The organism is Cystobacter fuscus (genome assembly GCF_002305875.1).
Lineage (GTDB): Bacteria > Myxococcota > Myxococcia > Myxococcales > Myxococcaceae > Cystobacter > Cystobacter fuscus_A.
In genome coordinates this window covers 1,368,900-1,393,684 of record NZ_CP022098.1, presented here as the reverse complement: position 1 = coordinate 1,393,684, position 24,785 = coordinate 1,368,900, and the positions used below count along the sequence as shown (strand labels likewise).

Sequence of the window (24,785 nt, the reverse complement as noted above, 5' to 3'; positions counted from 1 at the left end):
CTACTTCGCGTAGCGCGCCAGGGGCGGCTCGTGACGGGCGGCCTCCGTCCAGGCCTTCATCGCCGGCAGGGCGAGCACCGCGTCCCGGTAGGCGGCGCCCACCGCGTCCAGCTCCACGTCATAGGTGACGAAGCGCGAGACGACGGGCGCGTAGAAGGCGTCCGCGATGCTGAAGGCCCCGAAGAGGAACGGCCCGCCCTGTCCGAAGCGCGAGCGGCAGTCCTTCCACAGGGAGGTGATGCGCGCGATGTCCTCGGCGACTCCCGGGGCGCGCCCCTGTCCCGGCTTGCGAGCGCTCATGTCCATGTTCATGTGGGTGCGCAGCGTGGCGAACCCCGAGTGCATCTCCGCGGTGACGGCCCGCGCCACGGCCCGCACCTCGCGCGCCTGGGGCCACAGCCTCGCCTCCGGGAACTGCTCCGCGAGGTACTCGCAGATGGCCAGCGAATCCCAGATCACCAGCTCGCCATGCTGGAGCGCCGGCACCCGCCCACTGGGCGAGTACTTCATGATGTCGCTGGCCGTGTTCGGCTGGTCCAGGGGGATCAGCACCTCGCGGAAGGGCTGCCCGGTGTGGGCGAGCGCGAGATAGGGCCTCAACGACCAGGAGGAGTAGTTCTTCGAGCCGACGACGAGGGTGAGAGCGGTCATGGGGGCGCACCTTAGCGCCCCGTCCGCCCGCGCGAGGGCTCAGCTTCGGGCGCGGCTGGGCAACAGCCCGCGCAGACGCTCCACCCACGAGCGCGAGCGGCGCACGGGCGGATCAATCCGATAGACGGGCACCGGCAGGCGGATCTTCTTCAAGTCGCTCCGGCCCAGGCGCACCATGGAGGCCTCGACCTGGAGGCCACGCATCTGCCGCGCCACCGGCTCACTGACATAGAGCGTCCCGGGCCGCGCGAGCGACTCCAGGCGGGCGGCCAGGTTGACGCCCTCGCCGAACACGTCTCCATCCTGGTGCACCACCGAGCCCAGGTGGATGCCGATGCGCAGCTGCACCCGACGCTCGTCCGGCACGCACTCATTGCGAGCGTTCAGCGCCGACTGCAACTCCAGCGCGCAGGCCACCGCCGGAAGCGCCTCATCGAACTCGACGAGAAAACCATCCTCCAGCCGCTTGATCTCCCGCCCACCATGACCAGACAGCAGGCTGCGCACGAGCCGTCCATGCTCCTCGCGCAATTCGTTGTTGAGCGACTCGTCCCGACGAGCCTCGGTGCTCAGCTCCACCATGTCCGTGAACATGATGGCCGCGACCTTGGGGGGCTCCGCTTGTTGCGCATCCACCATCATCCGCGATCTCCCTCCCCCCCAGACCTGGCGAATGTTACCTCATGAACACTCGCCTGCATCCACCGGCACTCCTCCGAGGAGCGAGCACCGGAGCCTGCCCATTGAGGCCGGAACGGAGCGAGCCCGTCCCGCCAGCAACCCACCTTTCGAGTACGATGAAGCTAGCCCATCCTCCGCGCGAGCAACAACCGGGGGTCCTCACCTGGAGTGGGAAGCCGTCGAGGACGTGACAACCCGCGTCACGCACATCCACCTGTGATTGTTGAGCCGCCCACCATGTCCGCTCCCGACAGCCCCCAGGAAGATCGGACCCCACCGTGGACGCCCATGCTGCTCGCACTGGGCGTGTTGTTGATGGCCACCGCGGCGCGTCATGAACGGGGAGTGTTGGCCGCGCTCGCAACGCTCGTGCTGCTGCCCAGCTTGTGGCGGGTGCTCACACGTCGGTGGGTGCGCGGGGATGTGGTGCGCGGGCTCGGCATGGGGTTCATCACGAGCCATGCGCCGCTGCTGCTGGGCGCGTGCTCCACGCTCGACCGGCCCGAGTGCCGCATCCACCTGTGCATGGAGGGAGTGCTCGCGGGAGTGCCCTATGTGCCCTGGGCGGGCGTGCTCGGCACCCTGCTCTACTGGGCCTGGACCACGCCACCTCCGGAACCGCGGGATCCGCCGATGCTGCCTCCGGACTGAAGTCCCTGCGCGCTCCATGAGGCATGAACAGACCGCTGCGCTGCAACTGCCGTCATTCCTGCACGGCACCTTTCGCTCGGTACAGCAGAAGGCGAGGAGAGAGGGTCTGCGGTGTGGTGAGCAGTACCGAGTGGAGGGAACCGTCCCCGCTCCTCGGCAGATGGTGGAAGTCCCTCCAGGCGAGGTGTTGGTGGCGCACGATGTGGTGGACATCCAGCACGAGCGCCCAGCCTGGCGGCTGCACATGGTGTCGAATGTCATGGACGCGCTGCTCGATACCGTGGATCAGCAGAACACGTTACCCACGAGAGATGCCTGTGAGGCCTTCTTCCTGGAGACAGCCTGGGGTGCGCTCTACTTCGCGCTGGCCCAGATGGGCCCGGTGAGTGCGACGCGAACGGCGAAGCGCCTCCAAGCGGTGCTGCGCTTCTGGGAACCGCTTCAGTGCGCGCGCTATCTCTTCAAGAAAGTGGGAATGGCACACACGCTGGAAGAACTGATGGTGGCCGCCTACGACTGGGCCATGGATGCCTGGTGCCCGGAGGGAGACGCTTCCGTGCACGAGCGCCTGGCCATGGCCGCGGAGCGCATGGAACGGGCCACACGAGAGGATTGCATCGAAGCCATCTTCCGGGAAATGCCGCGAGCCCTCGCGCATGCCGACAAGTTGAAGCACTGGAAACGGGTGGCCGATCCTGACTTCCAGCGCGAGCGCCTCACCACACTCGACTCATGGTTCTTCGAGCGGGTCTCCGCCGCACGGCCCGGAGATCTCATCTGGCTGTTGACCAACTGGGATCATGAACTCGAGGTGCAGTAGGACGTATGATTGAGTTCCTGGTCTGTGCTGCTCTGTATGGGAGTTTGCTGTCGGAGGGTTCCCATGGAGAGAACGCATCAGGAACGGGGTGTACCGCGGCCGTACAAACCAGGTTCCTTGCGAACCACCAACTCATGAGCCGCCAGGTAGTAGTCCTTTGCTTTCGCGGGATCGCGCTCGTACAGGTCGAGGAAGGCACGAGCGCATCTGGAGTGAGGGAAGTGGCTCCCGCGCGCCGCCGCGAGCACTTCCCTGGCACGCTGGCGCTGCTCCGGTGTCCCGCTCTTCGCTCGCTCGAGCTTCTCCCACAGCATCACCAAGAGATGGGCCCGCGCATCTCGCAGCTCGGTCCGAAGATGCAGCCGGAAGAAGTCGATGGTCACCTGCGCTCGTTTCCGGTCATGGCCTCCGCGCTTCGTCGGCACGGGGAGGATGCCCTCGAAGGTGATGAGTTCATCGGGAGAGGGATCCTCCATGCCGAGCGGGAAGATGAGCAGTGGCTTTTCCTCCGCATTCAGCTTCGCGATGTCACTGCCCGCATCCGAGGGCTCGCCGTCGATGGGGAAGTGGTCGGCCTTGAGAGGCGAATTGCAAACCTTACAGGTGACAACGTAGTTATGCGGGTCATGCGCGAGCAGTGGATAGCCCTTGGGTTTTCCGCTGCGAACCTTGTACCGGATACGAAGTTCCTTGGCGGTCTTCTCATCGGGCCAGGGCATGACACGACTCTTCGGCCGGAAGTGCTCGACATCGTACTCAATGTTCGCATGCTCACCCTCGGCCATGGGGCGCTCGCAGTAGGCGCATTTGTGATGCTGCAGCGCCATGTAGATGCCTTTCACCTCACTCCAGATGCCTTCACCAGAGAAACGCTTCTGCTTTCGTACTTGCTGCGTTTGCTTCGCTGCGCGCTCACCCCAGCCCGGAACTTCCTGATCGATGAGACGGACCAGTTCCAGGGGAGTAACAGGAATTCGGATCATCGGTCACTTCCGGCCCGGTCGATGGGAAGCCTTGCGTTGGGCTTTCGCGTTCTTCGTCGACGTTCTTGAGGCAGGCTTTCTCACGGACGATTTTTTTGCAGATTGCTTTTGTGGCTTGAGAACTCCTGGTTTCGAGTTGCTCTCCCATACTCGTACCGTCTCGTCGCTGGAGGCTCTGGCCACCCTGAGACTTGTTGGATCCCACGCCATGCCAACCACCGCGTCCTCATGGCCTCGCAGGACCGACAACTCCCGGCCCGTCTCCCCGTCCCACACCCGCACCGTCTTGTCCACGGAGGCACTGGCCACCCTGCGGCCTGCTGGGTCCCACGCCACACCAATCACTCTGTTCTCATGGCCTCGCAGGACCGACAACTCCCGGCCCGTTTCCCCGTCCCACACCCGCACCGTCTTGTCCCAGGAGGCACTGGCCACCCTGCGGCCTGTTGGGTCCCACGCCACGCCAACCACCGCTTCTTCATGACCTTGCAGGACCGACAACTCCCGGCCCGTTTCCCCGTCCCACACCCGCACCGTCTTGTCCACGGAGGCACTGGCCACCCTGCGGCCTGCTGGGTCCCACGCCACACCAATCACTTTGTCCTCATGGCCCCGCAGGACCGACAACTCCCGGCCCGTTTCCCCGTCCCACACCCGCACCGTCTTGTCCCCAGAGGCACTGGCCACCCTGCGGCCTGTTGGGTCCCACGCCACGCCAACCACCGCTTCTTCATGACCTTGCAGGACCGACAACTCCCGGCCCGTTTCCCCGTTCCACACCCGCACCGTCTTGTCCCAGGAGGCACTGGCTACCCTGCGGCCTGTTGGGTCCCACGCCACGCCAACCACCGCTTCTTCATGACCTTGCAGGACCGACAACTCCCGGCCCGTCTCCCCGTCCCACACTCGCACCGTCTCGTCCCAGGATGCACTGGCCACCCTGCGGCCTGTTGGGTCCCACGCCACCTCAGCTACCCTGGCTTTATGGCCTCGAAGAATCAGAAGTTCGCGACCTGGGAGTTCAGACACCGGAGCATCTCCCGCCACAGCCCCTCCCGCAACCATCCGCATGAAACGCAGTGCATCCTCTGCACCGCCCTCACGGGCTTTGTCCGCCACATCCTTGAGCCGCTCGAAGAAGCGCTCGTCCCGTGAGGACTCGAGCCCGAAAGACTGGCTCGTGAGGATCTGATCCGCGCTCAAGCCGTAGAGTTCCTCGCCGGGTCGCAGCACCTCCGTGGCCGTCACACCACCTGCCCGTTCACGCTCCTCCAGCAGGAGCACGTTCTGGGAGGAGAGTGTGCTCACGACGAGCGGACTGTGCGAGGTCAGGACGAACTGGAGCCGAGGAAACGCACGCGACAGACTGGGAACCAGGTGGCGCTGCCACTCTGGATGAAGGTGCAGATCCACCTCATCCACGAGCACAACCCCCCGCATATCCACCAGCCGCTGACCTTTCTTGCAAATCAGATGAAGGTGGTACAACACATCCCCAACCCAGCAAAGGAACGCCCGGTAGCCATCGGAGAGCGCGGGGAAGGGCAACACGGAACCGCCCCGCTGAAACAGGCTCTCCGGATCCTCGCGATCCTCCCACTTCCCGAGCATCTTCGTGCCCTCGGGGAGGAGCTCATTCATCAAGTTCACGATCTCCTGGTGCCGCTTCTTGTCCTTGCGCGCCACCTGCGGCAACCAGGCCGCCAGGGGCATGAGCGTCATGTGCTCCTCGAAGAGCCCCGCCACCCTGCGGTAGCGAAGGATGCGCTCCTTGGCGCGGCCCTCCACGCTGCCCGCCCCCGTCTCCACCCGGCGCGTCGCGCCATAGCCCAGCACCAGGAAGGCAGGAGACTCTTCGTCCCAGAGACGGATGTGCCATGACGGCGGCTTGCTCTCGATCAGGAAACGATCCGTGTAGCCACGGGGCGGAGCCACGAGGGTGGCCGCGATCTCCTCCTCCTTCCCCTCCCCCAGCCCATCCTGGTCATGCAGGACGACGTGGGCCTTCACCCTCGCTTCGGAGGGACGACCCTTGACCCTCCGGACCAGCGCATAGGGGACGTAGCCCGATCCCATGGCGAGGACGGGCGCGAGGGTGCTCAGCGCCACGGCCCGGAGCACGCTCGTCTTGCCCGACCCGTTGCTGCCGAGCAGCAACGTGACGTTGTCCAGGTACGGCACGCCCGTGGGGGCGGGTGGGGCCCCATCACCCGGATGACACAGCGGCAGTTCCACCGACTCGAAGCTGCGAAGGTTCTGGATGGTCAGCGAACGGACGTACATGGCGCCCTCCACTGCCGCTTAAAACCTCAGTGGCGGGTCCATGCAAGCCGCAAGCACGCTCAGGCCCGCCTCCAGAGGCCCAAATGCCCGGTAACCTCGATTCCCGCCGCCCCACCCGACCGAGCGAACGAGCCACGCTCGTGGCGCTGGACCTCCTCACTCAGCACCCCAAGGGGTGACCAAGGGCACCCTCATCGGGCTCGCCGTGACCGCGCCGCGCGATCAATCAACGCCTGGTAGGCGAGCGCTCCGGGCATGCAGCCCACCATCCAGCAGCCAACGGCCTCGATGAAGAAGAAGCGCTCCCGCCCGGCGATCCAGAAGTGGGTGAGTAGCATCCCGCCCACGCTGGCCAGTGCACCGCCGAGCAGACCCGCGTACGCCGGGGCCCGGCCCAGGCCGAAGAGCATTCCCCCAAGCGCACCGCCGAGCGTGCAGACCCCAAGGACGAACCATCGGTCCACATCCGGGTCTCCACCGAAGCCCGCCACTTCCTGGGCTCCGAATACTGCGGGTAGGAACAGCAGCAAGAATCCCACCTGGTTGAGGCGGGTGGCACCGTCCTCACGGTGCATCGCGAACGGATGAACGGGGTCTTTCAATCAGGACTCCTCGAAGCGCATCTTCGTGATGCTCGGCTCCGCCAACATCCTCGTCAAGAGACCGGACGTCACCAGGCCCGAACGCGCTGGCGGCTCTCCACCCGCCTTGATAAGTTGACCGGACCATGGGCCTGCTCCTACCTTTCCGGTCTGTACTGTTTGTTGTCCTCGTGGCCGCAACCGCCCAGGCTGACGAACGTGAGAAGCGCGCGCTCCGCACCGTCCTGCTCTCGGAGCACCCCGAGCGCGACACCCACCGCATCTACGTGAAGGGACAGGTCATCACGACACTCCGGTTCGAAACGCTCGTCGACCCGGACAAGACAAAGATGATCGGCTGGGAAGGCCGGCTCGAACCCTTGGCGGTCGTTCGGAACAAAGTCATCCTGGAGCCCCTGCATGACCTCAACGACGACGAAGCCATTCCCATGGTCGTGACGTTGATGGATGGAACAGAAGTGCCGTTTCTCCTGAGGCCGCCGCGTTATAAGGATTGGGGCTGGACGGACCAGCAGGTGGACGTGTTCAAGAATCGCGAAAGCCATGCGGCCATGCACGCGGCCCTGCTCGACGCGCTCGAGAAGAACGCGACGCTGAGCAGCGAAAACGAGCGTTTCCGAAAGGAAGAAACCTCCGAGGACCACGCCCTTGCCGCTCTGCTGGCCTCGGGCGCGATCAAGCAGACGCCGTTCACAGCCAAGGAAACGTTCTCGGGCAAGGACGAGGACTCAGACGTCCGAGCGACAGTGTTTCGTGGCAAAGACAAAGTCGCCGTCATCTTCCAGATCAAGAACCTCCACGCGGAGAACCCGTGGAGCGTGCAGCGGGTCCAGCTTTCCACCCTGCCTGAGGGCAAGGAGCGGTCCGTGGCTGTCCGCTCCTCCATCCGAGAGATCCCACCCGGAGGCGCTGGAGTGGTCGCGATTGTCGCTGACGGAAGCGCGTTCATGGACGAAGGTGTCTTGAAAGACCTCTCTCTCGAGGTCTACCGCCAGGACGGCCAACGACAAGTATACGTCGCGCTGGATCACCGACTCATTGCGAGATAGGAGCGGAGAACATGGTTCCCAACAAGTTCGCACTCCTGGGCTGCGCTCTCCTCCTCGTCATGTCCTCCGGCTGTCCTGGAACCGCCACGGGGGGCGTGGCCCTTCGTCCTGACGGCACGCCGGGACCCGAGAAGTGCCCGGAAGAATCCAAGAAGGCGATGAGCTATCTCCGCATGTTCGTGGGGGAAGGGGGCTGGGTGCAGATCGATGCGAACCAGTCGAGCGCTCGGACCATCACCCTCTACGACGGCCCCATCGAGAGCGTGCTGGATGAAAACATCGGGCTGCTCGAATCACCGGCCCGGCTCTACGGCTGGGTCTGGACCAGCGGGCCCCAAGCCACCCTCCGCTACTACGAGGCGCAGCCGATGAAGGGTGGAGCCAAAATCCCCATCTGCGCGGTGGCACGGCTCGGCTTCGAGCAGCTCCGGAAGCGGCCCGAGTCCAAGCCTGGAACAGCCCTCCTGGATTCCTCCAGCGCGTTCGTCTTCATCGTGGACGACTTCCGCTAGACACCTGCCGCTCACTCATTGGCGCGGACCCGAGGAGGCATCAGTCCCGGGGTGGTTCGTCCGCGCCAGGCACCGGAATCTCCTCGCCCCGAAGGCGTGCCCGGAACACCGCGGCCCGCATCAGGAAGATGGTGGTGACCGGCACGGTGAGCGCGATGAACACCGCGATGAGCAGCGCATGAAGGTAGAGCTGGCCACGTTCGAAGGAGACCTGCACCGCCGTCGCGAGCGTGAAGCCCCAGGTTCCCAGCGTCGCGCCCAGGGTGGGCGCGTGGACGCGCTGGAAGAAGCTCTTGAGTCGCAGCACCCCGAACGAACCAATCAGTGCCGCCAGCGCGCCCCCCCCCACGAGCAACGCGGTCAGCGCATCCACCCACGCGGGAGCCCACGTGTTCATTCGATGATCTCCCCGCGCAGGAGGAACTTGGACATCGCCGTGGAGCCCACGAACCCGAAGAGGGCGATCAAGAGCGCCGCCTCGAAGTAGGAGCTGCTGCGATAGACGAGCCCGAGCGCGAGGATGACCAGCATCGTGTTCTGGTACAGGCAGTCGAACGCCAACACGCGATCCTCCGCTCGGGGCCCAATAATCATCCGTGCCAGCGCCAGCATCATCGCGAGGGCAAGACAGCCGAGGGCGAAGACCAGCGCCCAGGAGAGCAGAGGGCTCATTCGAAAATCTCCCGGAGCGGACGCTCGTAGTGCTGCTTGATCAAAGCCACCAGGTCCGCCTCGCTCTGAATGGCGAGCACGTGCAGGAGCAGGACGCGATTGTCCGCCGACAACTGCGCCCAGGCGGTGCCCGGCGTGAACGTGACGATCATCGCCAGCACGGCCAATCCGTTCGGATCCCTCAGCTCGAGCGGAATGAGGACGAAGCCGGAGTGGATGTCGCGCGAGCGCCGGGTGAGAATCACCCACGCCACCTCGGCGTTCGACCGCAGCATCTCGAGCACCACCCGGCAGAACAGGCGTGCCATGAGGAGGGGCCCGCGCAACCGCACCGGGGTTGGCCTGAGCTTGAGCGTCACCGCGGGCCAGAACAGCGCCAGGGCGGCGCCCAGCACCAGCGTCCCCGCGCTCAACGACTGCATGAGCAGGATCCAGAGCAGGAGCAGCGCCACCGAGAGCGCGGGGGAAGGCAGGAGCCTCCTCATCGCCTTGCCTCCGGCGCCGTGGCTGGCGGCCGCACCTCGGCTCCGAGGACCGCGTCAATGTACCCGCGGCGGTCATAGAGGGACTGGGCCGTTGCGCGCGCGAACTCCATCGCGGGTCCCGCCATGAGCGTCAGCACTCCGCACGCGGTGAGGAGCGCCACCACGGGCAACCCCTCCGGCGCCCGGACCCGAGGTGGCTCGCGCTGCATCTCCGACCAGAAGGTCCGGATTCCCGTTCGCGTGAGCGCGACGAGGGTGAGCAGGCCGCAGCCCAGGAGCACGCTGGTGAACAGCCATGCACGGGCGGAGAAAGGCCCGCTCCCTTCACGCGACCCGAGCGCCGCCGACAACATGCCGAGCTTGCCGATGAAGGTGGGCAGGGGAGGCAAGCCGGAGGTGAGCAGCGCGCACGCGATGAAGGCCATGCCCAGCAACGCGGTGGAGGCGGGGAACGGCAGGGCGACGAGCGGCTCCTCCGCGTCGTCGAGGTTGACCTCCTGCGTTTCGAGCGTCGCGCTCAAGAAGGGCGCCTCGTCCACGATGGTCGCGCCCGCGCGCCAACGCTCGACGAGGTCGACGAGCAGGAAGAACACGCCGGAGGCCAGCGTGGAGCCCACCAGGTAGAACATCGCGGAGCCGAGGACGGCTTCCTCGCCCAGCCCCAGCGCGGCCAGGAGCGTCCCGGAGGAGACCATCACTCCCGCCGCGGCCTGGACCGCGAGCCTCTGCGAGGCGAGCATCCCCAGAGCCGCGAGCACCGCGGAGACCACTCCGAACACGAGCAGACCGTCCGCGCCAAACCCCGCCAGCGGCCCCCCGGCGAACATCAGCGTCCAGAGCCGCACCAGGGCGTAGACGCCGACCTTCGTGAGCACTGCGAACATCCCCGCCACGGGCGGAGTCGCCGACGCATAGGCGGGAACGAGCCAGAAGTTGAGCGGCCAGATCCCCGCCTTGGCCAGGAACGCCACCGCGAGGATGGTCGCTCCCGCGTCGATGAGGTGCCGGTTGGCCACATTCCCCTCGGACAGGCGCGCGGAGAGCTCCGCCATGTTGAGTGTCCCCGTGACGCCGTAGATCATCGACACGCCGATGAGGAAGAGGGACGAGGCGGCGAGGTTCACCGCCACGTAGTGCAGGCCCGCGCGGACCCGCGGCCTTCCAGAGCCATGCAGCAGCAGGCCGTACGAGGCGGCGAGCAGGATCTCGAAGAAGACGAAGAGATTGAAGACGTCCGCCGTCAGGAACGCGCCGGAGAGACCCATGAGCTGCAACTGGAAGATGGAGTGGAAGTGAACACCCGCGCGGTGCCAGCGCGTGAAGGCGAAGGAGAGCGCGCAGGTGCCCAGGCTCCAGGTCAGCACCAACATCCCCGCCGACAGCCGATCCACCGCGAGGGTAATCCCGAACGGCGCGGGCCAGTTGCCGGGGAGGTAGGCCACGACGCCGTATTCGTCCACCCACGCCAGGAGCGCCACCGAGACCGCGAGCCCCAGGAGCGCGGAGCTCATCCCCAGCACCAGCTTGGCGGGGCGCTTCCCCTCGCCCAGGAGGAGCATCACCGCCGCGCTCGACATGGGCAGGAGGATGGGAACCACCATCAAGTGCGGCATCAAGCCGTGAACGAGCGCGCTCATGCTTCGGTGCCATCCACGTGATCCGTCCCGGTCATCCCGCGCGAGGCCAGGGTGATGACCAGGAGGAGGGCCGTCATCGCGAAGCTGATGACGATGGCTGTCAGCACGAGCGCCTGGGGTACTGGATCCGTGTAGTGGGCGAGGTCTCGAGGGACGCCGTCCACGAGGATGGGCTCCTTGTCGATGGCCAGGCCGCCGATGCTGAAGATGAAGAGGTTGACCGCGTAGGAGAGGAGCGACAGGCCAACGACCAGCTGAAACGTGCGGGGCCGTAGAAGGAGCCAGACACCCGAGCCGGTCAAGATGCCGATAGCGATCGCGAGCACCACCTCCATCAATCACCTCCCGAGGACCGGTGAGCGCGAATCGACTGGTGCGCGATCGCCACGAGGATGAGCAACGTGGAGCCCAACACCAGACAGAACACGCCCAGATCGAAGAACATCGCGCTTCCGATGTGCAGCTCGCCCAGCACCGGCACGCTCAGATGGAAGGTGTGCGAGGTGAGGAGCGGATAACCGGCCACGAACGAGCCCGCCGCCGTGCCGAGGACCAACAGGAGACCAGCGCCGATCAGCACGCGCGGCGCGAGGTTCAGCCGCTGCTCGACCCACTCGGTCCCGGAGACGATGTACTGGAGCAGGAAGCCCACCGACATCACCAGCCCCGCCACGAATCCACCTCCTGGCGCGTTGTGCCCACGCAGGAAGAAGAACGTCGCCACGACTCCCGATACGGGCAGGAGCAAGCGGACCAGCACCGCCGGGACCATCAGGTACCCCACCGCCGTGTCCTGCGCCAGGCGTGGGTTCACCAGGTCTGTCCGCAGGTCCTCCGGCAGCGCCTGCTGCTGTGGCGGAAGCGCCATCACCTCGCGTGCCGGCCGGAAGCGCCGCAGGAGCGCGTAGACCGTGAGCGCGACGAGTGACAGCACCACCCCTTCCCCGAAGGTGTCGAACCCGCGGAAGTCCACCAGCATCACGTTCACCACGTTCCGTCCGCCTCCGCCGCTCAGCGCGTTCTCGAGGAAGAAGGAGGTGCGCTCGGGGAGCTCGCGCGTCATCACCGCGTAGGCGAGGAGCGCCATGGCGCAGCCGGCGCTCACCGAGATGATGAAGTCGCGGGTTCGCCGGCCCCTGGCCACCCGCCGGGTGTGCGCGTCGTACACGCCGCGAGTCGGCTCTCGCGGAGGGAGCCACCTGAGCCCGAGCAGGATGAGCAGCGTCGTCACCACCTCGACGATGAGCTGGGTGAGCGCCAGATCCGGAGCGGAGAACCAGATGAAGGTGACGCAGCTCACCGCGCCCGCGGTCCCCGAGAGCATCAACGCGGCGAGCCGGTGGAACTTCGCCTGCCATGCCGCCCCCAGCGCCGCGACGCCGCCCACCACCCAGAGCGCGATGAACACCGGCGAGAGAGGCACCAGCGGACGATCCCCCTTGCCAATACCCCCCCAGAGCGCCACGACGCCCACCAGCAGCGTGACCAGCACCATCGCCAACAGCTGCCGTTGGAGCCCCGTGGTGAGCAGCCAACGGCGGAGCCATCTGCTCAACGCGGTGAGCCATGCCACCAATGACGTGAAGAGCCTCGCGCCATCGAACCGCTCCGCGAAGCGGCCTCCGAGGCGCACCCGCCCCGCCTCCAGTCGCTGGACCAGCAGGTACAACACCGCGCCACCGCCGAGCGCCAGTGCGCTCATGAGGAGCGGGGGCGTGAACCCATGCCAGAGCTTGAGGCTGTACGGCGGGATCTGACCACCCACGACCGACCGGGACGCGGCATCGAGGATCGGCCCGATCGACACCGCTGGCGCCACCCCCACCACCAGGCACAGGAGGACCAGCACCTCGACGGGGACGCGCAGCCAGTTGGGTGGTTCCTCCGGGGCACGTGGGGTGTTCAGCGCGCTGACGGGCCCGAAGAACACCTTCACCGCGAACCGGAGCGAGTAGGCGACGCTCCCCATGCCGGCCAGGGTCGCCGCGACCGGCAGGCCCCACTGGACGGCGGGGATGGCGTCGATGAAGACGGTCTCGGCGAAGAACATCTCCTTCGACAAGAAGCCATTGAGCAGCGGGACTCCCGCCATCGCCGCCGTGGCGACGAGCGCGAGCGTGCCGGTGATGGGCATGAAGCGGAAGAGCCCCGACAGCCGCCGGATGTCCCGCGTCCCCGTCTCATGATCGATGATCCCCACCGCCATGAACAGCGACGCCTTGAAGGCCGCGTGGTTCATGAGGTGGAACACCGCCGCCACCGCCGCGAGCGGGCTGTTGAGCCCCAGCAGCAACACCACCAGCCCGAGGTGCGAGATGGTGGAGTAGGCGAGCAGTCCCTTCAGGTCGCTCTGGAACAACGCCGCCCACGCGCCGAGCAGCAGCGTGACGAGCCCCGCGGAGCCGGTGAGCCAGAACCAGGTCTCCGTCCCCGAGAGCACCGGCCACAGCCGTGCCAGCAGGAACACGCCCAGCTTCACCATGGTCGCCGAGTGCAGATACGCCGATACCGGCGTCGGGGCCGCCATCGCGTTCGGGAGCCAGAAGTGGAAGGGAAACTGGGCGCTCTTGGTGAACGCGCCGAGGAGGAGGAGGCCGAGCGCCACGGGGTAGAGCGGGTGGGCCTTGACTCGCTGCGCGCTCCCGAGGAGAGCCTCCAGCTCGTAGCTGCCGGCCACCTGACCGAGCACCAGCAGCCCCGCCAGGAGGCACAGGCCACCCATGCCAGTGACCGTGAGCGCCATCCGGGCCCCACGCTGTGCGTCCTTCCGCTGGTTCCAGTAGCCAATGAGCAGGAACGAGAAGAGGGAGGTCAGCTCCCAGAAGAAAGCCATCTGCAGCAGGTTTCCCGAGAGGACCACGCCCAGCATCGCCCCCATGAAGGCCAGGAGGAACGCGAAGAACCTCGGCACGGGATCCGACGGCGAGAGGTAGTAGCGCGCATACAGCATCACCAGCGCGCCGATGCCCAGGACGAGCACGCAGAATGTCCAGGACAGGCCGTCGAGCCGCAGCACGAGGTCGAGCCCGAGCGAGGGCACCCACGCGAAGTGCTCGACCCGCGAGCCTCCGCCCTGGACGCTCGGGAAGTGGAGCGCCACGCCCACCAGGCCCACCAGTGCAGTGAGGCCCGAGAGCCCCGCCGCGCGGTTCCGGGCACTCGTGGGCAGCAGTGCCGCGATGACACCGGAGACCCAGGGAATGACCAGGAGAGCAAGGAGCGGCATCAGGAGCCAACCATCGCCCCAGCCTGTTGGTTTCCACCAGAGAAAGAAAGGCGACAGCCGTATGGCGTTGGGTACTTGGCAGATGGAAGGTGTCCCAGCGCCGCGACACGTGCCTAATTCTTGCTGGCGGGAGGCATCCCCAGAGGCAATCCCTCCACGAGCAGCAGGTGCGTGTGGCTGCTCGCCTGACGCATCGCCTTGGCGGGAGCGTACTCGGGAGAGTTCCACCACTCCCGGGCCCGTTCCACGGTGGGGAACTCGAGGAGGACGATCCGCGTCGGGCTCCACGTACCCTCGAGCGTCTCCGTCGCGCCCCCACGCACCAGGTATCGGCCTCCGTAGGCGGCGACCGCTGGCGGCGCGAGCTGCTTGTACCGCTCGAAGGTCTCCGCGTCCTTCACGGTAATGTCGATCATCAAATAAGCAGGCATTCGTTGTCCTCTTGTCGGGTCGGGAGCCCGTGTTCCAGGTGGCTGACGCCGTCAGGATACCCGCGACGAGCCGCGGCATCTCGTCATCGACGAGATGCACTGGCCTCTTCGAGGTGGAACCCGGCATGCCCGTGTCAGGGCCGCCGGGTCAGGTGCGTCCACGCGCGGCGGGGAGTCCTCTCCAGCGCCCGTGGACATCGGTCCGGGGGTGTCCTGGGCTCGGGGCCTCCCCTTCCAGGAAGCTCCAAAGGGCTGGGGTTCAAATCCCCAACGAAAGCTCCGGGAGCCAGCGCCTTTCGAGGCGCACCGTGCGGAACGGCCATGCGGGTGAACAGCCCCCGCCGCGCCGCCGGGGCTCCCGGAGCCGTCGTCTTTGGCTGAACGAGGTGGGACCGGTGGACATCTTTCGAATCTTCCCGCTGTTGATGCTGGCATTCGTGCTGGGGGCGTTGGCCTACTGGCTGCTCGTGCTCAAGGTGGTCGTCCCCGAGGGCTTCACCGCCCTGCTCTACCGCCAGGGCCGTTTCGTGCGCGTGCTGAACCCAGGAGCCCATTGGATGCCGCGCTGGGGCCACGACACGCAGCGGGTGGACATGCGTCAGCGCAACCTCACCGTGCCCGGCCAGGAGGTGCTCAGCCAGGAGCAGGTGGGCCTCAAGGTGAGCATCGCCGTGCGCTTCGCGGTGACCGAGCCCGAGCCAGCCCTGCACCGCGTGCAGGATTTCACGGAGGCGCTCTACCTGGTCGTGCAGCTCGCGCTGCGCGAGGAAGTGGGCCGTCATCCCCTGGAGGAGCTGGCGGCGGGCCGCGTCGACCTGGGCCAGCGGCTGCGCGAGCGGGTGGCCGGCGAGGTGCGCACGTTCGGCCTCTCGGTGGGGGCGGTGGAGGTGAAGGACGTGATGCTGCCAGCGGATCTGCGCCGCGCCTTCTCCGAGTTGCTCAAGGTGAAGAAGGAGGCACAGGCCATGCTGGAGAAAGCGCGGGGCGAGTCGGCGGCCCTGCGCAACCTGGCCAACGCGGCGAGGCTGGTGGAGCAGCATCCCTCGCTGCTCGACCTGCGCATGCTGCAGACGCTCGGTGGCGCGAGCACCACGCCCGGCAACACCTTCGTCCTGGGCGTGGGCGCGGAGCTGTCACCCCGCGCGCGCAAGCGTCCGGCCCCGGGGGGAGCGCCGGTGCCACCTCCCGAGGAAGACGAGCCCGGCTCCGCCTGAGCGTCGGCTACCGTGTCTGTCGCGCGAATTCTTTGACACCCTATCGGCTACTTCTTCCTGGCCCGCCAGTCCTCACGGCTCTGCCCCCAGAGTTCTATCGGAGAATTCTCATGGGGCGGCGGCAGCTTCCCAGGTCCCAGCAGGGGCGAGCCCAGGCGACGGGCAACCTCTTGCGAGGGTTTGTTGTCCGGAGCGATGGAGTGAATCACCCGCGTCCAGCCGAGGTGATCGAACGCCCAGTCCATGGACGCCGCCGCCGCCTCGGTGGCGTAGCCGCGCCCCCAGAACTCGCGCAGCAGACCCCAGCCGACCTCCGGCCCCGGCCACCCCTCGGGCATCCACGGACCCACCCGTCCCACCCAGCGGCCCGTCGTCTTCTCCAGCACGGAGAACATGGAGAATCCCTGCAGCGCCCACGCGCCCGCCATGGTGCTCATGACCCGCCAGGCCACCGAGCGCGGCTGCACGCCACCCAGGAAGCGCGCGGACTCCGGATCTCCACTGAGGGCTGCGAAGCCATCCAGGTCTTCCAGCGCGATGGGACGCAGGATGAGGCGCGCGGTTTCGAGCGTAGGTCCAGGGGCAATCACCTTCGGCCTCCAAAGCAGGCGGGAAAGAGCGCCAGGATCCCGCCGGAGTTCTTCAGTGGCAAGGACGGGATGCGAGCCGCTCCCCGGTGACCGTCACCTTCAAACCGGGCCGGTTGTCTCCGAGCGACAGCGAGAGACCGTGCAGGGAGGCGATGGCCGCCACCAGACTCATCCCCAGTCCACTGCCCTGGCGGGTGCGGCTCGCATCCAATCGGTAGAAGGGCTTGAAGACATTCTCGTACTCGGCCGCGTCGATCCCCGGGCCCGTGTCGGACACGGTCGCCGCGAAGCCCCCGTCCGAGACGTCCAGGCCCAGGTGGATGGCGCTGCCCGGCCCCGAGTGACGCAGGGCATTCTCCACCAGATTGGCGAAGAGCTGCGTCAACAAGCCGCGATCGCCCCGCATCTGGAGCGCGGGATGGATGTTCGCCGAGAGGCGCTGCCCGTTGTCCTCGGCAACGGGCTGGTAGACCTCCACGAGGCTCTCCAGGATGTCGGAGAGGCACACGGTCTCGAAGCCAGCGCGGCGTGAGCCGGACTCCACCTCGGCGATGCGCAGCAGGGAGGAGAAGGTCTCGAGGATGGCATCCAGTTGCCGCGAGGCCTCGTCAAGCAGCACCTTCCGCCGCTCGGGGGTCACGGAGTCCTCGCGCATCGCCTCCAGCTTCTGCCGCAGGTGCCCGAGCGGCGTGCGCAGATCATGGGCGATGCTGGTGCCCACCTGCCGCACGCTCTCCAGGAGTTGATGGATGCGGTCCAACATGCGGTTGATGACGGCGGCGAGCTGGTCCAGGTCATCCCCCGTCCCCAGGGAGGGAAGCCGCCCCGTCACATCCCCCTTGCCAATCCGGTCCGCGGCCCGGGTGATCTCATCCACCTGGGCCAGGAAGCGCTGGCCGATCCACAGCCCCCCCACGGCCCCCGCCACCAGGGTGAACAGGAAGGCCCAACCAAATGCCTGACGTATCGCCCGCTCGGCCTCGTGAAGCAGTGAGAGGTCGGCGGCCACCGCCAGCTTGTATCCCCCGTCCAACGTGAGCGCCCGGAGCAACACCGACGTCTTGGCGCCCTTCCCTCCCTCGACCCTCACCCGCACGGTGTGCCAGCCATCGGGAGTGGGAATGGCGCGCAACGGATCGAAGACCACTCGGCCGTCCGGGCTCTGCATGTAGTAGTGCAGCCGCCGGGCGGGGTTGGCATCGATCCGCTCCCGGATGTCATGGCTGAGCTCTTCCAGCCCGTCGTCCCGGTAGTCCATCAGGATCTGGCCGATCTCCGCGTCGATCTCGCCGCGCAACTGCTGCTCGAGGGAAGCGCGCACGCCGAAGAAGACGATCATCCCCAGGAGGAAGACGGACAGGCCGAAGACCGCCGCGTAGCTCAGGGCGAGGCGGAAGTTCGCCGTCCGGAGGACCCTAGGACGCCACATCGAGCTTGTATCCCGCGCCTCGCACCGTGTGGAGCAGCTCCGAGCCGAACCCCCGGTCCAGCTTGGCGCGCAGGCGGCTGATGTGCGTCTCGACGACGCTCGTCTTCGGGTCGAAGTTGAAGTTCCAGACGTGCTCCAGCAGCATCGTGCGCGTGACGACGCGGCCAGCATGGCGCAGCAGGTACTCCAGCAGCCGGAACTCCGTGGGTTGCAGCTCGATCACCTTGCCCGCCCGCACCACCGTGCGCTTGAGAAGGTCCATCTCCAGGTCGGCGAGCGTGAGGATGGTGCGCACCTCCTGCAGGGGCGGACGGCGGCACAGCGAGACGAGGCGGGCGTGGAGTTCGGAGAACGCGAAGGGCTTCACCAGGTAGTCATCACCCCCCGACTCCAGCCCCTTCACCCGATCCTCGATGCTCCCCATGGCGGTGAGGAAGAGCACCGGCGTCCGGGTGCCGCCCTCGCGCAACACCTTGAGCAGGGAGATGCCATCGAGCTTGGGCAGCATCCGGTCGATGACGAGCACGTCGTAGCCGCTACTCGTCGCCATCATCAGGCCCTCGTGGCCATCCTTCGCATGATCGACCCCGTGGCCGAGCTCGCCCAGGCCACGGCGGATGTACTCCGCAGTCTCCGTGTCATCCTCGATCAGCAGCACGCGCACCGGGAATCTCCCACCCGCGAGGTCTAATCCTTCACGTCCTCGCGGACACCGAGCACCTTACCATCCACGCCATCTACCCAGACGTCGAAGACACGGTTGTCCTTGACGATGCTGACCTCGTAGACAGGCTTGAAGCTCTCATCATCGATCGACGCCTCGAGCGCCTGCCCGCCCTGATGCCGCTGGGCGGCGTCAATGGCCTGCTGCAGGCTGATCTTCGTCTGCGCGAGCATCCTGAGCTCGCTCGCAGGGGAAGCGACGACCACGTCCGCCACGAGACCCACTCCCAGCAAGCACACGACAAGAAGGTTGTTCATCCGCATGATCCGACTCCTTCGAGGAACTGAAGCGGTCCGTGCTCCATGCCCGGACGATGGAATCATGCACACCCCGGTTTGCCGCTCCTCCGCCGCGCTCCATACGGATTCGTAAGGTGCCCGGCCTGGCCGCCCCCTCCCAGGAGCGTGACTGGCGAATGACTGGAATCACGCCGAGGGAGGACCCTGACAGGAACGTCGCGGTTCCCCGCGACACCGCCGTGCTCCGTCCTCTGAGCGCCCGATGGCATCTCGGTTGCTAAGGCGACCCGCGCATCCCGACGACAGTCTTCCCCCCCGGGAAGGAGCCCCATGATGCAGCCCCCTTCATCGAATCACTCGACGCCGTCCGTCCCCCGTTACCGCCGCTGGGCGGCGCACCTCGCCCTTGTCGTGGCGTGCATCGGCTCAGTGGCCACATCAGTTGCCTCACCAGCTGTCGTCTCGGAGTACGAGGGTCCGCCCCTGCACCTGACGACTCAAGCCCCCACCACGACGCGCCACCTCAAGGTCCGGCTCACCTCGGAGGAGTATTCCTTCAATCTGGCCGAGGTGAGCCTGACGGCCCAGCTCACCGTGCGCTGGAAGCCAACGGACCCCAACCGCACGGAGAAACCCCGGTTTCTCATGCGGCTGTACGTCCAGCCCGACCACTACGGCGCCGACGTTGCCGAGGTGCTCGTCCTCGAAGAACCCGGGCAACCCATGACGCTGCAGACCTACAGGTACATGAGCCCCGAGTGCAAACCCGAGCAGGACTGTGAATGGACCATCCCGATGGAACTCGAGCTCCAGCCGAACGCCGCCGAGGGCTCCGTCGATGTGGAATGGAAGGTGACGGCCGAGGCGAGCGCCAAGGGCACCTCCACACTGCCCAAGGGCTTCACCGTGCACGTCTCGGAGCAGTGAGGCTCCGCCCCCAGGCCTGTTCTTCAATGACAAACAAGGCAGCGACATCGAGGTCCTCCTGGTCCGCCCGCAGGAGCCCTGAACCATGACCGCCCCCGTTCCGGGCTCGTCGAGGCCTTTTCCCGGCAGCGCGATGCTGCACCCGCTCGTGCTCGGAGCGGTGACGGTGCTCATCGTCAATGACCACCTCCTCAAAGCCCACTGGCCATCGTGGTGGACGGGGAAGCTCTCGGATGTGGCCGGGCTCGCCATGTTCCCCCTGCTGCTCCAGGCGCTCTGGGAGCACGTGAGCGCGCGAGGTGAGCGGTCCTTCCGTCCGTCTCGCGCCGTGCTCGTGGGCTGCGTGCTGCTAACGGGACTGTGCTTCTCCGCGATCAAGCTCTCACCGCTCGCGGGGGCGGGATGGCAGTGGGGGCTGGGCGCGCTGCAGTGGCCCTTCCGCCTCCTCCATGCGCTCCTGTCGGGCCGTCCGCTTCCCCCGGTCCTGCCCGTCGCGCACACGCTCGATGTCACCGACCTCCTCACGCTGCCAGCCCTGCTCGTCTCCCTGCTCACGAGTCGAAGATGAACGGCTGACAGGAACGTCGTGGTATGAGGCAGCCCCCTTCACTGGCTTACCCGACGTCCACGACGCCCCCAGTCCCCGCCAGGAACTCGTCGGTGGACTGGGTCTTGGCATAGGCGAAGCTGAGCGCCGCCATGAAAGCGGCATGAACCTGAGCGGCGGGTACGCGCACGCCTCCGAATTCCAGATCGCGGCTGGCGCAGGCATCGTGGATCAGGGTGCAGCGGGAGCCCAGATCGGCCGCCGCCCGCACCCCGCCATCGATGCACATGTGGCTCATGGCGCCACAGATGATGAGTTCCTCGATCCCGTGGCGCTCGAGGATTGTCTTCAGCTCGGTTTCGCGGAAGGAGTTGACGAAGTGCTTCAGCACCACCGGCTCCGCCGCCGCCGGGGTCACCTTCTCATGGATCGCGGCCCCGCTCGAGCCTGGAGTGAAGAAGGGAGCGTCGGCGGGCTGGACACGGAGCGGGCGGCGGCCAACCGGCAGGCCCGCGCGGAGCTGGAGCTACAGGACGACCGCGAGCGCATCCTCAACGGGCGAACCCCGGCCAACCTCCAGGCGCGGCCGGTCGAAGGTGTCAAAGGACTCGTTCCGACATCTCGCCTCCTACGAATCGTCTGACACCTTCTTCGGAGGCCTCCCCCGCCTGCCCGCTGGGCCTGGGGCCGCACCCCGCATCTAATTCATGGCATGGATCTCAGTGAACCGTCCTGAGTCCTGCAATACCTTGTTCTCCTGGGTCACCAGATCATAAACACCGGTGATGGGATGACCCGTGCTGTCTTCCGCGAGATAGTAAACACGATTTTCACTCGTCGAAATAGAAGTGACGTTATAGCCTGACAAGATAAAGACAGGATTGGGTTCACCTCGCTTAACGACAGTCACCTTGCTGAGCTCGCGCACGATGAAATAATCACCGGTCTTATGCAGCACGGAATTCGAGCTGCAACTCATGCACGGGGAGCCGGGTTGGAATCCGTATTCATTGACAAGTGTGAGACCACCGTGAACGTCAACTTCACCGAGATAAAAAAGGTTGAAGTCGCTTCCCAACCCCTGAGCAAGCACCACGGCTCCGTTCTCACTGCGTACGCCCTCATGGTTCAACGCGCGGACGCCACCTTCCGTGCGCTCGCCGGTAGCCATGTCGATCACTGTCTTGGGTTGGCAATCATCAATCACCGCGTGGGTGGCATCCAAAGCCATGACATGCGGTCCGTTACAGCTCATGACGTTGTAGCGCACTCCGTCAACAGTGTTGAGGATCTGGTGAATGGACCTATCACTAATAATGACAAAGTTGCCAGACATGGCGTCCACGAGCGGACGGGTGAGCGTGGTTTGTATTGGCTCCAACGTCAAGGTCGACTTTCTAAGCACTGTGCTGGTGACAAATACAACATCGCCGTTATCGTTCTCCCCAATGAATCTCCCGATGTCCGCTGGGAGTTCGCCGGAGGTGTTGTCAGGCTTTACATAGAAAGTCCGGAGGTCATCCGTTCCTGTGGCACGAGTCGTGACTATCATGCCCCAGGAGATTGCATTGACCCTCACCACTTCCGATCCTTCAAGTACGGGAGTGACATCGCCATTCGCTTCAATCTTGAAAAGGTTTGATTCCGCAGCCTTTGAACGCCCGGAACTGATGCCCTGCTGGCTATAGAGAAGCGCCTTTGCACCCTTGAGGTTGAAGGTCAGGTCCGTGGATCCAGAGCCTTCATCACTGCAGGAGATGACAACGGCAGAAAGAACAAGAAGTGAGGCAAGAGTCTTTTTCATGGGTGTATGCAAAGGTAAGTCACGAAGGTGAGGGCTTGACTCTAGCACTACTGCGTCAGGGGTAGGCGAGCATAGGAAGGACAGGAGCCCTCTTGGGCGTAGCGGACGGGAGCAGAGCGTTCGTGGTCGCCACGCAGAACCCGCTGGAGTTCGAGGGCACCTATCCCCTGCCCGAGGCCCAGTTGGATCGCTTCCTCATGCGCGTGCGCGTGGGCGACCCGCCGCCCGAGGCGGAGTTGGACATGGTGCGCGCCTTTCACCAGCGACAGGGCCGCCCGCCCCAGGTGGAGCGCGTGCCCGACGCCCCCACGCTGCTGGAGTTGCAGGCGCGCGCGGCGAGCGTGGCGTGCGACGACTCCATCCTCGACTACACCGTGCCATCGGTGGCGGGAGGCGCCGTGTCCGGTGTGATGTTGAGCATCCTCGACACACGGTCCGTGGTGGTCGCGTCGTTGTGTTCTCCGAATGTTTCGAGCTCTTCCAACAGCTCGCGAAGGCCTGGAGGGTAGGAGATGGACATGGCCGAGACATCGCCCACGCGTCGCCCGTAATGCATCGGTACTCATCGATGGAGCGTGTCCTGGCGGAAGACGATCTTCCCCTGCCTCAACACCAGGCGCACGTTGGCGAGCGCCTCGATGTCCCGGGACGGGTCTCCGTCGATGACCACCACATCCGCATCCAGTCCCGGCGCGAGCCGACCAGTCCGCGCTTCCTGGCCAAACTGTGTCGCGGGGTTCGTCGTCAGGCTCGCCAGGATGTCCCGCAGGTCGAGCCCCGCTCCCCGCAGCAGCACGTACTCGCGCCGTGGATCGTCGTCGGTCATGTAGCCTACGTCCGTGCCGAAGAGGATGCGGCCTCCGAGCCGGGCGTGGTTGCGGACCTGCTCGGCTCCCGCCTGGGTGAAGCGCTCGAGCACGATGGGATCCTCGTTGGCGCGTTTCAGCTCCCACTCGAACAGGGCGAGCGTCGGCACCAGCGCCACCTTCCGGCGCACCATCGCCTCGTGGAGTGAGTCCGATAGCGGACCGGCCATCGGCGCCGTGTGCACCACCACGTCCACACCTCCCTCCACGGCCGCGCTCAGTCCCGCCGCGTTCGTCGGGTGCGCGAAAACGGGCTTGCCGTGCGCATGAGCTTCCTCGGTCACCGCCTGCACGATGGCGAGCGGCATCACCGGATAGGGTGGGTGTGCCGTGAGGGAGCCGGTGAAGAGCTTGATGGCATCCGTGCCGCCCCCGAGCTGCTCCTTCACGATCGCCCTGGCCTGCTCCGGCGTCCGGAGCTCCGGCAGCTTCACCGGAACGTACCGAGGTGTGCCATCCACCGGGGCCAGTGGAACACCCGCGGTGATGATGCTGGGACCCATCAGCTCGCCGGCCTCGATGCGCCGCCGCAGGGCCAGCGTCGCCTCCGGGAACGAGCCGGTATCGACGACGTGGACGAAGCCGTGGCGCAGCAGCATGTCCCGTAGGTGTTGCTCGAGCTCGGACGCGGGCAGGGTCGCCGCGCCCTGTCCCCATGGCTCGGTGAAGTGGACATGGCTGTTCCAGAACCCGGCCAACAGCGTCTGGCCCGAGGTGTCGAGGACGGTCGCCCCCGCTGGAATCTCCACCTCCGCCCGAGGCCCCACCGCGGAAATCCGTCCCGATGAGATCAGCACGACCCCATCCGCGATGGGAGTCGCCTCGGGGGACGGGTAGACCGTGCCGCCAACGAGCGCCAGGGTGGGCATTTCTGAGTCCGTGACCCTCCCAGAACTGGCTGGCGTCCTGCACCCCATGAGACCCAGCACTCCGGCGACGAACAACACCTTCCAATCCATGCGCTCCTGCCCTCCGAAGTCAATGCTCCGTCCTCCGTACGTCCACGGGGAGGGGTCATTTCCTGCGAGGACCGAGTGAGGGGATTGAGTCCCGTTGAAGGAACACGGAGGCGGTGAGTCTCACCAGCAGCGGGGCCACCTCCGCGCTTCCTCCGATCAGCCCCAGGGCCTCGTCGAGCAGCCGCGCCTGCAAGTCCTCCTCGTACCTCGACTGGCGGGGCGCCACGGGTATCTCTGCCTCCGGCACCTCTTCGAGCGCCTCATCCGGAGGCGGAGGCGGTTCCACCGGGTACAGCACCGGTGGGGGCTCCATCTGGAAGCGCCTCCCCGACGTCAGCGGAACGATGTCGATCAGGGAATCGCTCCGCGCCCCCACCCACTCCTCGATGGACGAGCGGCGCGCGGGGAAGACCCGGCCGAAGAGATGGGCGATGTCGAGATGATCCACGCGGAGCTCTCGCGCCACGAGGAAGCCGCGCAATGTGTTCGCGAACACTCGCGCCGAGGGAAACCGGATCTCGGGTTCGGCGGCGATCGCTGAAAAGGTGTCAAAGAACTTGGTGCGACATCTCGCGCTCGCCGAATCGTCCATCCGAGTCGTCTGACACCCTACGAGGACACCCTACGAGGGCAAGAGGCCCCCCATCGCTGCGAATGGTGCCGGTGCCGTTGCGTAGGCACCGAGGGGGAGCCCGCGCAACCCGGCTGCCCCTGCACGCTCAAGCTGTGGGAGGCAGGGGGGCCGCGCACTGTCACCCTCGGGAACGTCACATTCCCGGTGAGCCAGAAGGCGGAACCCTGAG

The 24,785-nt window shown here is 66.2% G+C and carries 27 protein-coding genes and 1 pseudogene; 8 read left to right on the top strand and 20 right to left on the bottom strand.

Going from position 1 to position 24,785, the window contains the following annotated elements:
* On the bottom strand, positions 1-651 hold the full coding sequence (locus tag CYFUS_RS05870; RefSeq protein WP_095984333.1) for a glutathione S-transferase family protein: 651 nt from the start codon (positions 649-651) through the stop codon (positions 1-3).
* A 39-nt stretch (positions 652-690) separates the two neighbouring features.
* Complete coding sequence (locus CYFUS_RS05865) at positions 691-1,293, bottom strand: adenylate/guanylate cyclase domain-containing protein (RefSeq protein WP_198316470.1); 603 nt, start codon at positions 1,291-1,293, stop codon at positions 691-693.
* Positions 1,294-1,569: 276 nt separating this feature from the next.
* Here CYFUS_RS05865 and CYFUS_RS05860 point away from each other — a divergent pair, with 276 nt between their 5' ends.
* Positions 1,570-1,983, top strand: a complete 414-nt coding sequence (locus tag CYFUS_RS05860) for a hypothetical protein (protein WP_157758266.1) — start codon at positions 1,570-1,572, stop codon at positions 1,981-1,983.
* Between the two features lie 259 nt (positions 1,984-2,242).
* Positions 2,243-2,803, top strand: a complete 561-nt coding sequence (locus tag CYFUS_RS05855; protein WP_232537393.1) for a hypothetical protein — start codon at positions 2,243-2,245, stop codon at positions 2,801-2,803.
* A gap of 77 nt (positions 2,804-2,880) precedes the next feature.
* Here the strand turns inward: CYFUS_RS05855 and CYFUS_RS05850 are convergent, their stop codons facing one another.
* From CYFUS_RS05850 to CYFUS_RS05840, 3 genes are all read right to left on the bottom strand, one after another.
* Positions 2,881-3,786 (bottom strand): hypothetical protein, encoded by a 906-nt coding sequence (locus CYFUS_RS05850; protein WP_157758265.1) that lies wholly within the window; start codon positions 3,784-3,786, stop codon positions 2,881-2,883.
* A 3-nt stretch (positions 3,787-3,789) separates the two neighbouring features.
* The gene (locus CYFUS_RS05845) at positions 3,790-6,069 is read right to left on the bottom strand and encodes an AAA family ATPase (RefSeq protein WP_095984329.1); all 2,280 of its coding nucleotides are present in this window, start codon (positions 6,067-6,069) and stop codon (positions 3,790-3,792) included.
* Positions 6,070-6,260: 191 nt separating this feature from the next.
* Positions 6,261-6,671, bottom strand: a complete 411-nt coding sequence (locus CYFUS_RS05840; RefSeq protein ID WP_157758264.1) for a hypothetical protein — start codon at positions 6,669-6,671, stop codon at positions 6,261-6,263.
* 125 nt (positions 6,672-6,796) lie between these two features.
* On the opposite strand from CYFUS_RS05840, the gene CYFUS_RS05835 reads away from it, so the two are divergent.
* Positions 6,797-7,720 (top strand): DUF2381 family protein, encoded by a 924-nt coding sequence (locus CYFUS_RS05835; RefSeq protein ID WP_095984327.1) that lies wholly within the window; start codon positions 6,797-6,799, stop codon positions 7,718-7,720.
* An 11-nt stretch (positions 7,721-7,731) separates the two neighbouring features.
* Positions 7,732-8,232 carry a hypothetical protein gene (locus CYFUS_RS05830; protein WP_095984326.1) on the top strand — a complete coding sequence of 167 codons (501 nt, stop codon included), beginning with the start codon at positions 7,732-7,734 and terminating at the stop codon, positions 8,230-8,232.
* A gap of 40 nt (positions 8,233-8,272) precedes the next feature.
* Here CYFUS_RS05830 and mnhG read toward each other — a convergent pair whose 3' ends face one another.
* The 7 genes from mnhG to CYFUS_RS05795 all read right to left on the bottom strand — a co-directional run bounded on the left by mnhG (position 8,273) and on the right by CYFUS_RS05795 (position 14,683).
* Positions 8,273-8,629, bottom strand: a complete 357-nt coding sequence (mnhG, locus tag CYFUS_RS05825) for a monovalent cation/H(+) antiporter subunit G (protein WP_095984325.1) — start codon at positions 8,627-8,629, stop codon at positions 8,273-8,275.
* Positions 8,626-8,904, bottom strand: coding sequence for a K+/H+ antiporter subunit F (locus CYFUS_RS05820; RefSeq protein ID WP_095984324.1), 279 nt, complete (start codon positions 8,902-8,904; stop codon positions 8,626-8,628). Before CYFUS_RS05820 ends, mnhG begins: the two co-directional genes overlap by 4 nt.
* A complete protein-coding gene (locus CYFUS_RS05815; RefSeq protein WP_095984323.1) occupies positions 8,901-9,389 on the bottom strand; it encodes a Na+/H+ antiporter subunit E in 489 nt (162 codons plus the stop codon). Before CYFUS_RS05815 ends, CYFUS_RS05820 begins: the two co-directional genes overlap by 4 nt.
* Complete coding sequence (locus CYFUS_RS05810; protein ID WP_095984322.1) at positions 9,386-11,026, bottom strand: monovalent cation/H+ antiporter subunit D; 1,641 nt, start codon at positions 11,024-11,026, stop codon at positions 9,386-9,388. Before CYFUS_RS05810 ends, CYFUS_RS05815 begins: the two co-directional genes overlap by 4 nt.
* Positions 11,023-11,361: a Na+/H+ antiporter subunit C gene (locus CYFUS_RS05805; protein WP_095984321.1), complete on the bottom strand. Its 339-nt coding sequence runs from the start codon at positions 11,359-11,361 to the stop codon at positions 11,023-11,025. Before CYFUS_RS05805 ends, CYFUS_RS05810 begins: the two co-directional genes overlap by 4 nt.
* Positions 11,361-14,252, bottom strand: a complete 2,892-nt coding sequence (locus tag CYFUS_RS05800) for a monovalent cation/H+ antiporter subunit A (RefSeq protein ID WP_095984320.1) — start codon at positions 14,250-14,252, stop codon at positions 11,361-11,363. The genes CYFUS_RS05805 and CYFUS_RS05800 overlap by 1 nt, the downstream gene beginning before the upstream one ends.
* Positions 14,253-14,365: 113 nt before the next feature.
* Positions 14,366-14,683: a DUF1330 domain-containing protein gene (locus tag CYFUS_RS05795; RefSeq protein ID WP_095984319.1), complete on the bottom strand. Its 318-nt coding sequence runs from the start codon at positions 14,681-14,683 to the stop codon at positions 14,366-14,368.
* A gap of 395 nt (positions 14,684-15,078) precedes the next feature.
* On the opposite strand from CYFUS_RS05795, the gene CYFUS_RS05790 reads away from it, so the two are divergent.
* Positions 15,079-15,897 carry a slipin family protein gene (locus CYFUS_RS05790; RefSeq protein ID WP_157758263.1) on the top strand — a complete coding sequence of 273 codons (819 nt, stop codon included), beginning with the start codon at positions 15,079-15,081 and terminating at the stop codon, positions 15,895-15,897.
* Between the two features lie 47 nt (positions 15,898-15,944).
* Here the strand turns inward: CYFUS_RS05790 and CYFUS_RS05785 are convergent, their stop codons facing one another.
* From CYFUS_RS05785 to CYFUS_RS05770, 4 genes are read right to left on the bottom strand one after another with little or no spacing between them, the layout of a single operon-like run.
* Positions 15,945-16,487: a GNAT family N-acetyltransferase gene (locus CYFUS_RS05785; protein WP_095984317.1), complete on the bottom strand. Its 543-nt coding sequence runs from the start codon at positions 16,485-16,487 to the stop codon at positions 15,945-15,947.
* Positions 16,488-16,539: 52 nt separating this feature from the next.
* On the bottom strand, positions 16,540-17,916 hold the full coding sequence (locus CYFUS_RS05780) for a sensor histidine kinase (protein ID WP_095984316.1): 1,377 nt from the start codon (positions 17,914-17,916) through the stop codon (positions 16,540-16,542).
* Positions 17,903-18,580: a response regulator transcription factor gene (locus CYFUS_RS05775; RefSeq protein WP_095984315.1), complete on the bottom strand. Its 678-nt coding sequence runs from the start codon at positions 18,578-18,580 to the stop codon at positions 17,903-17,905. The genes CYFUS_RS05780 and CYFUS_RS05775 overlap by 14 nt, the downstream gene beginning before the upstream one ends.
* Positions 18,581-18,603: 23 nt before the next feature.
* Positions 18,604-18,903 carry a PepSY domain-containing protein gene (locus CYFUS_RS05770; RefSeq protein ID WP_095984314.1) on the bottom strand — a complete coding sequence of 100 codons (300 nt, stop codon included), beginning with the start codon at positions 18,901-18,903 and terminating at the stop codon, positions 18,604-18,606.
* Between the two features lie 405 nt (positions 18,904-19,308).
* Here CYFUS_RS05770 and CYFUS_RS05765 point away from each other — a divergent pair, with 405 nt between their 5' ends.
* Positions 19,309-19,806 (top strand): hypothetical protein, encoded by a 498-nt coding sequence (locus CYFUS_RS05765; protein WP_157758262.1) that lies wholly within the window; start codon positions 19,309-19,311, stop codon positions 19,804-19,806.
* A gap of 85 nt (positions 19,807-19,891) precedes the next feature.
* Entirely contained in the window at positions 19,892-20,374 is a 483-nt protein-coding gene (locus CYFUS_RS05760) for a hypothetical protein (protein ID WP_232537392.1), read from the top strand.
* Positions 20,375-20,420: 46 nt separating this feature from the next.
* Here CYFUS_RS05760 and CYFUS_RS05755 read toward each other — a convergent pair whose 3' ends face one another.
* Together CYFUS_RS05755 and CYFUS_RS05745 are read right to left on the bottom strand one after the other, a co-directional pair.
* The gene (locus tag CYFUS_RS05755) at positions 20,421-20,861 is read right to left on the bottom strand and encodes an isochorismatase family protein (protein WP_269770264.1); all 441 of its coding nucleotides are present in this window, start codon (positions 20,859-20,861) and stop codon (positions 20,421-20,423) included.
* A 192-nt stretch (positions 20,862-21,053) separates the two neighbouring features.
* Entirely contained in the window at positions 21,054-22,157 is a 1,104-nt protein-coding gene (locus CYFUS_RS05745; protein ID WP_157758261.1) for a hypothetical protein, read from the bottom strand.
* Between the two features lie 119 nt (positions 22,158-22,276).
* On the opposite strand from CYFUS_RS05745, the pseudogene CYFUS_RS05740 reads away from it, so the two are divergent.
* A pseudogene (locus tag CYFUS_RS05740) lies at positions 22,277-22,543 on the top strand (AAA family ATPase); the annotation flags it as partial.
* Between the two features lie 176 nt (positions 22,544-22,719).
* Here the strand turns inward: CYFUS_RS05740 and CYFUS_RS05730 are convergent.
* On the bottom strand, positions 22,720-23,892 hold the full coding sequence (locus CYFUS_RS05730) for an amidohydrolase family protein (protein ID WP_157758260.1): 1,173 nt from the start codon (positions 23,890-23,892) through the stop codon (positions 22,720-22,722).
* Positions 23,893-24,037: 145 nt separating this feature from the next.
* On the bottom strand, positions 24,038-24,430 hold the full coding sequence (locus CYFUS_RS05725) for a hypothetical protein (RefSeq protein WP_157758259.1): 393 nt from the start codon (positions 24,428-24,430) through the stop codon (positions 24,038-24,040).
* Positions 24,431-24,785 lie beyond the last annotated feature (355 nt).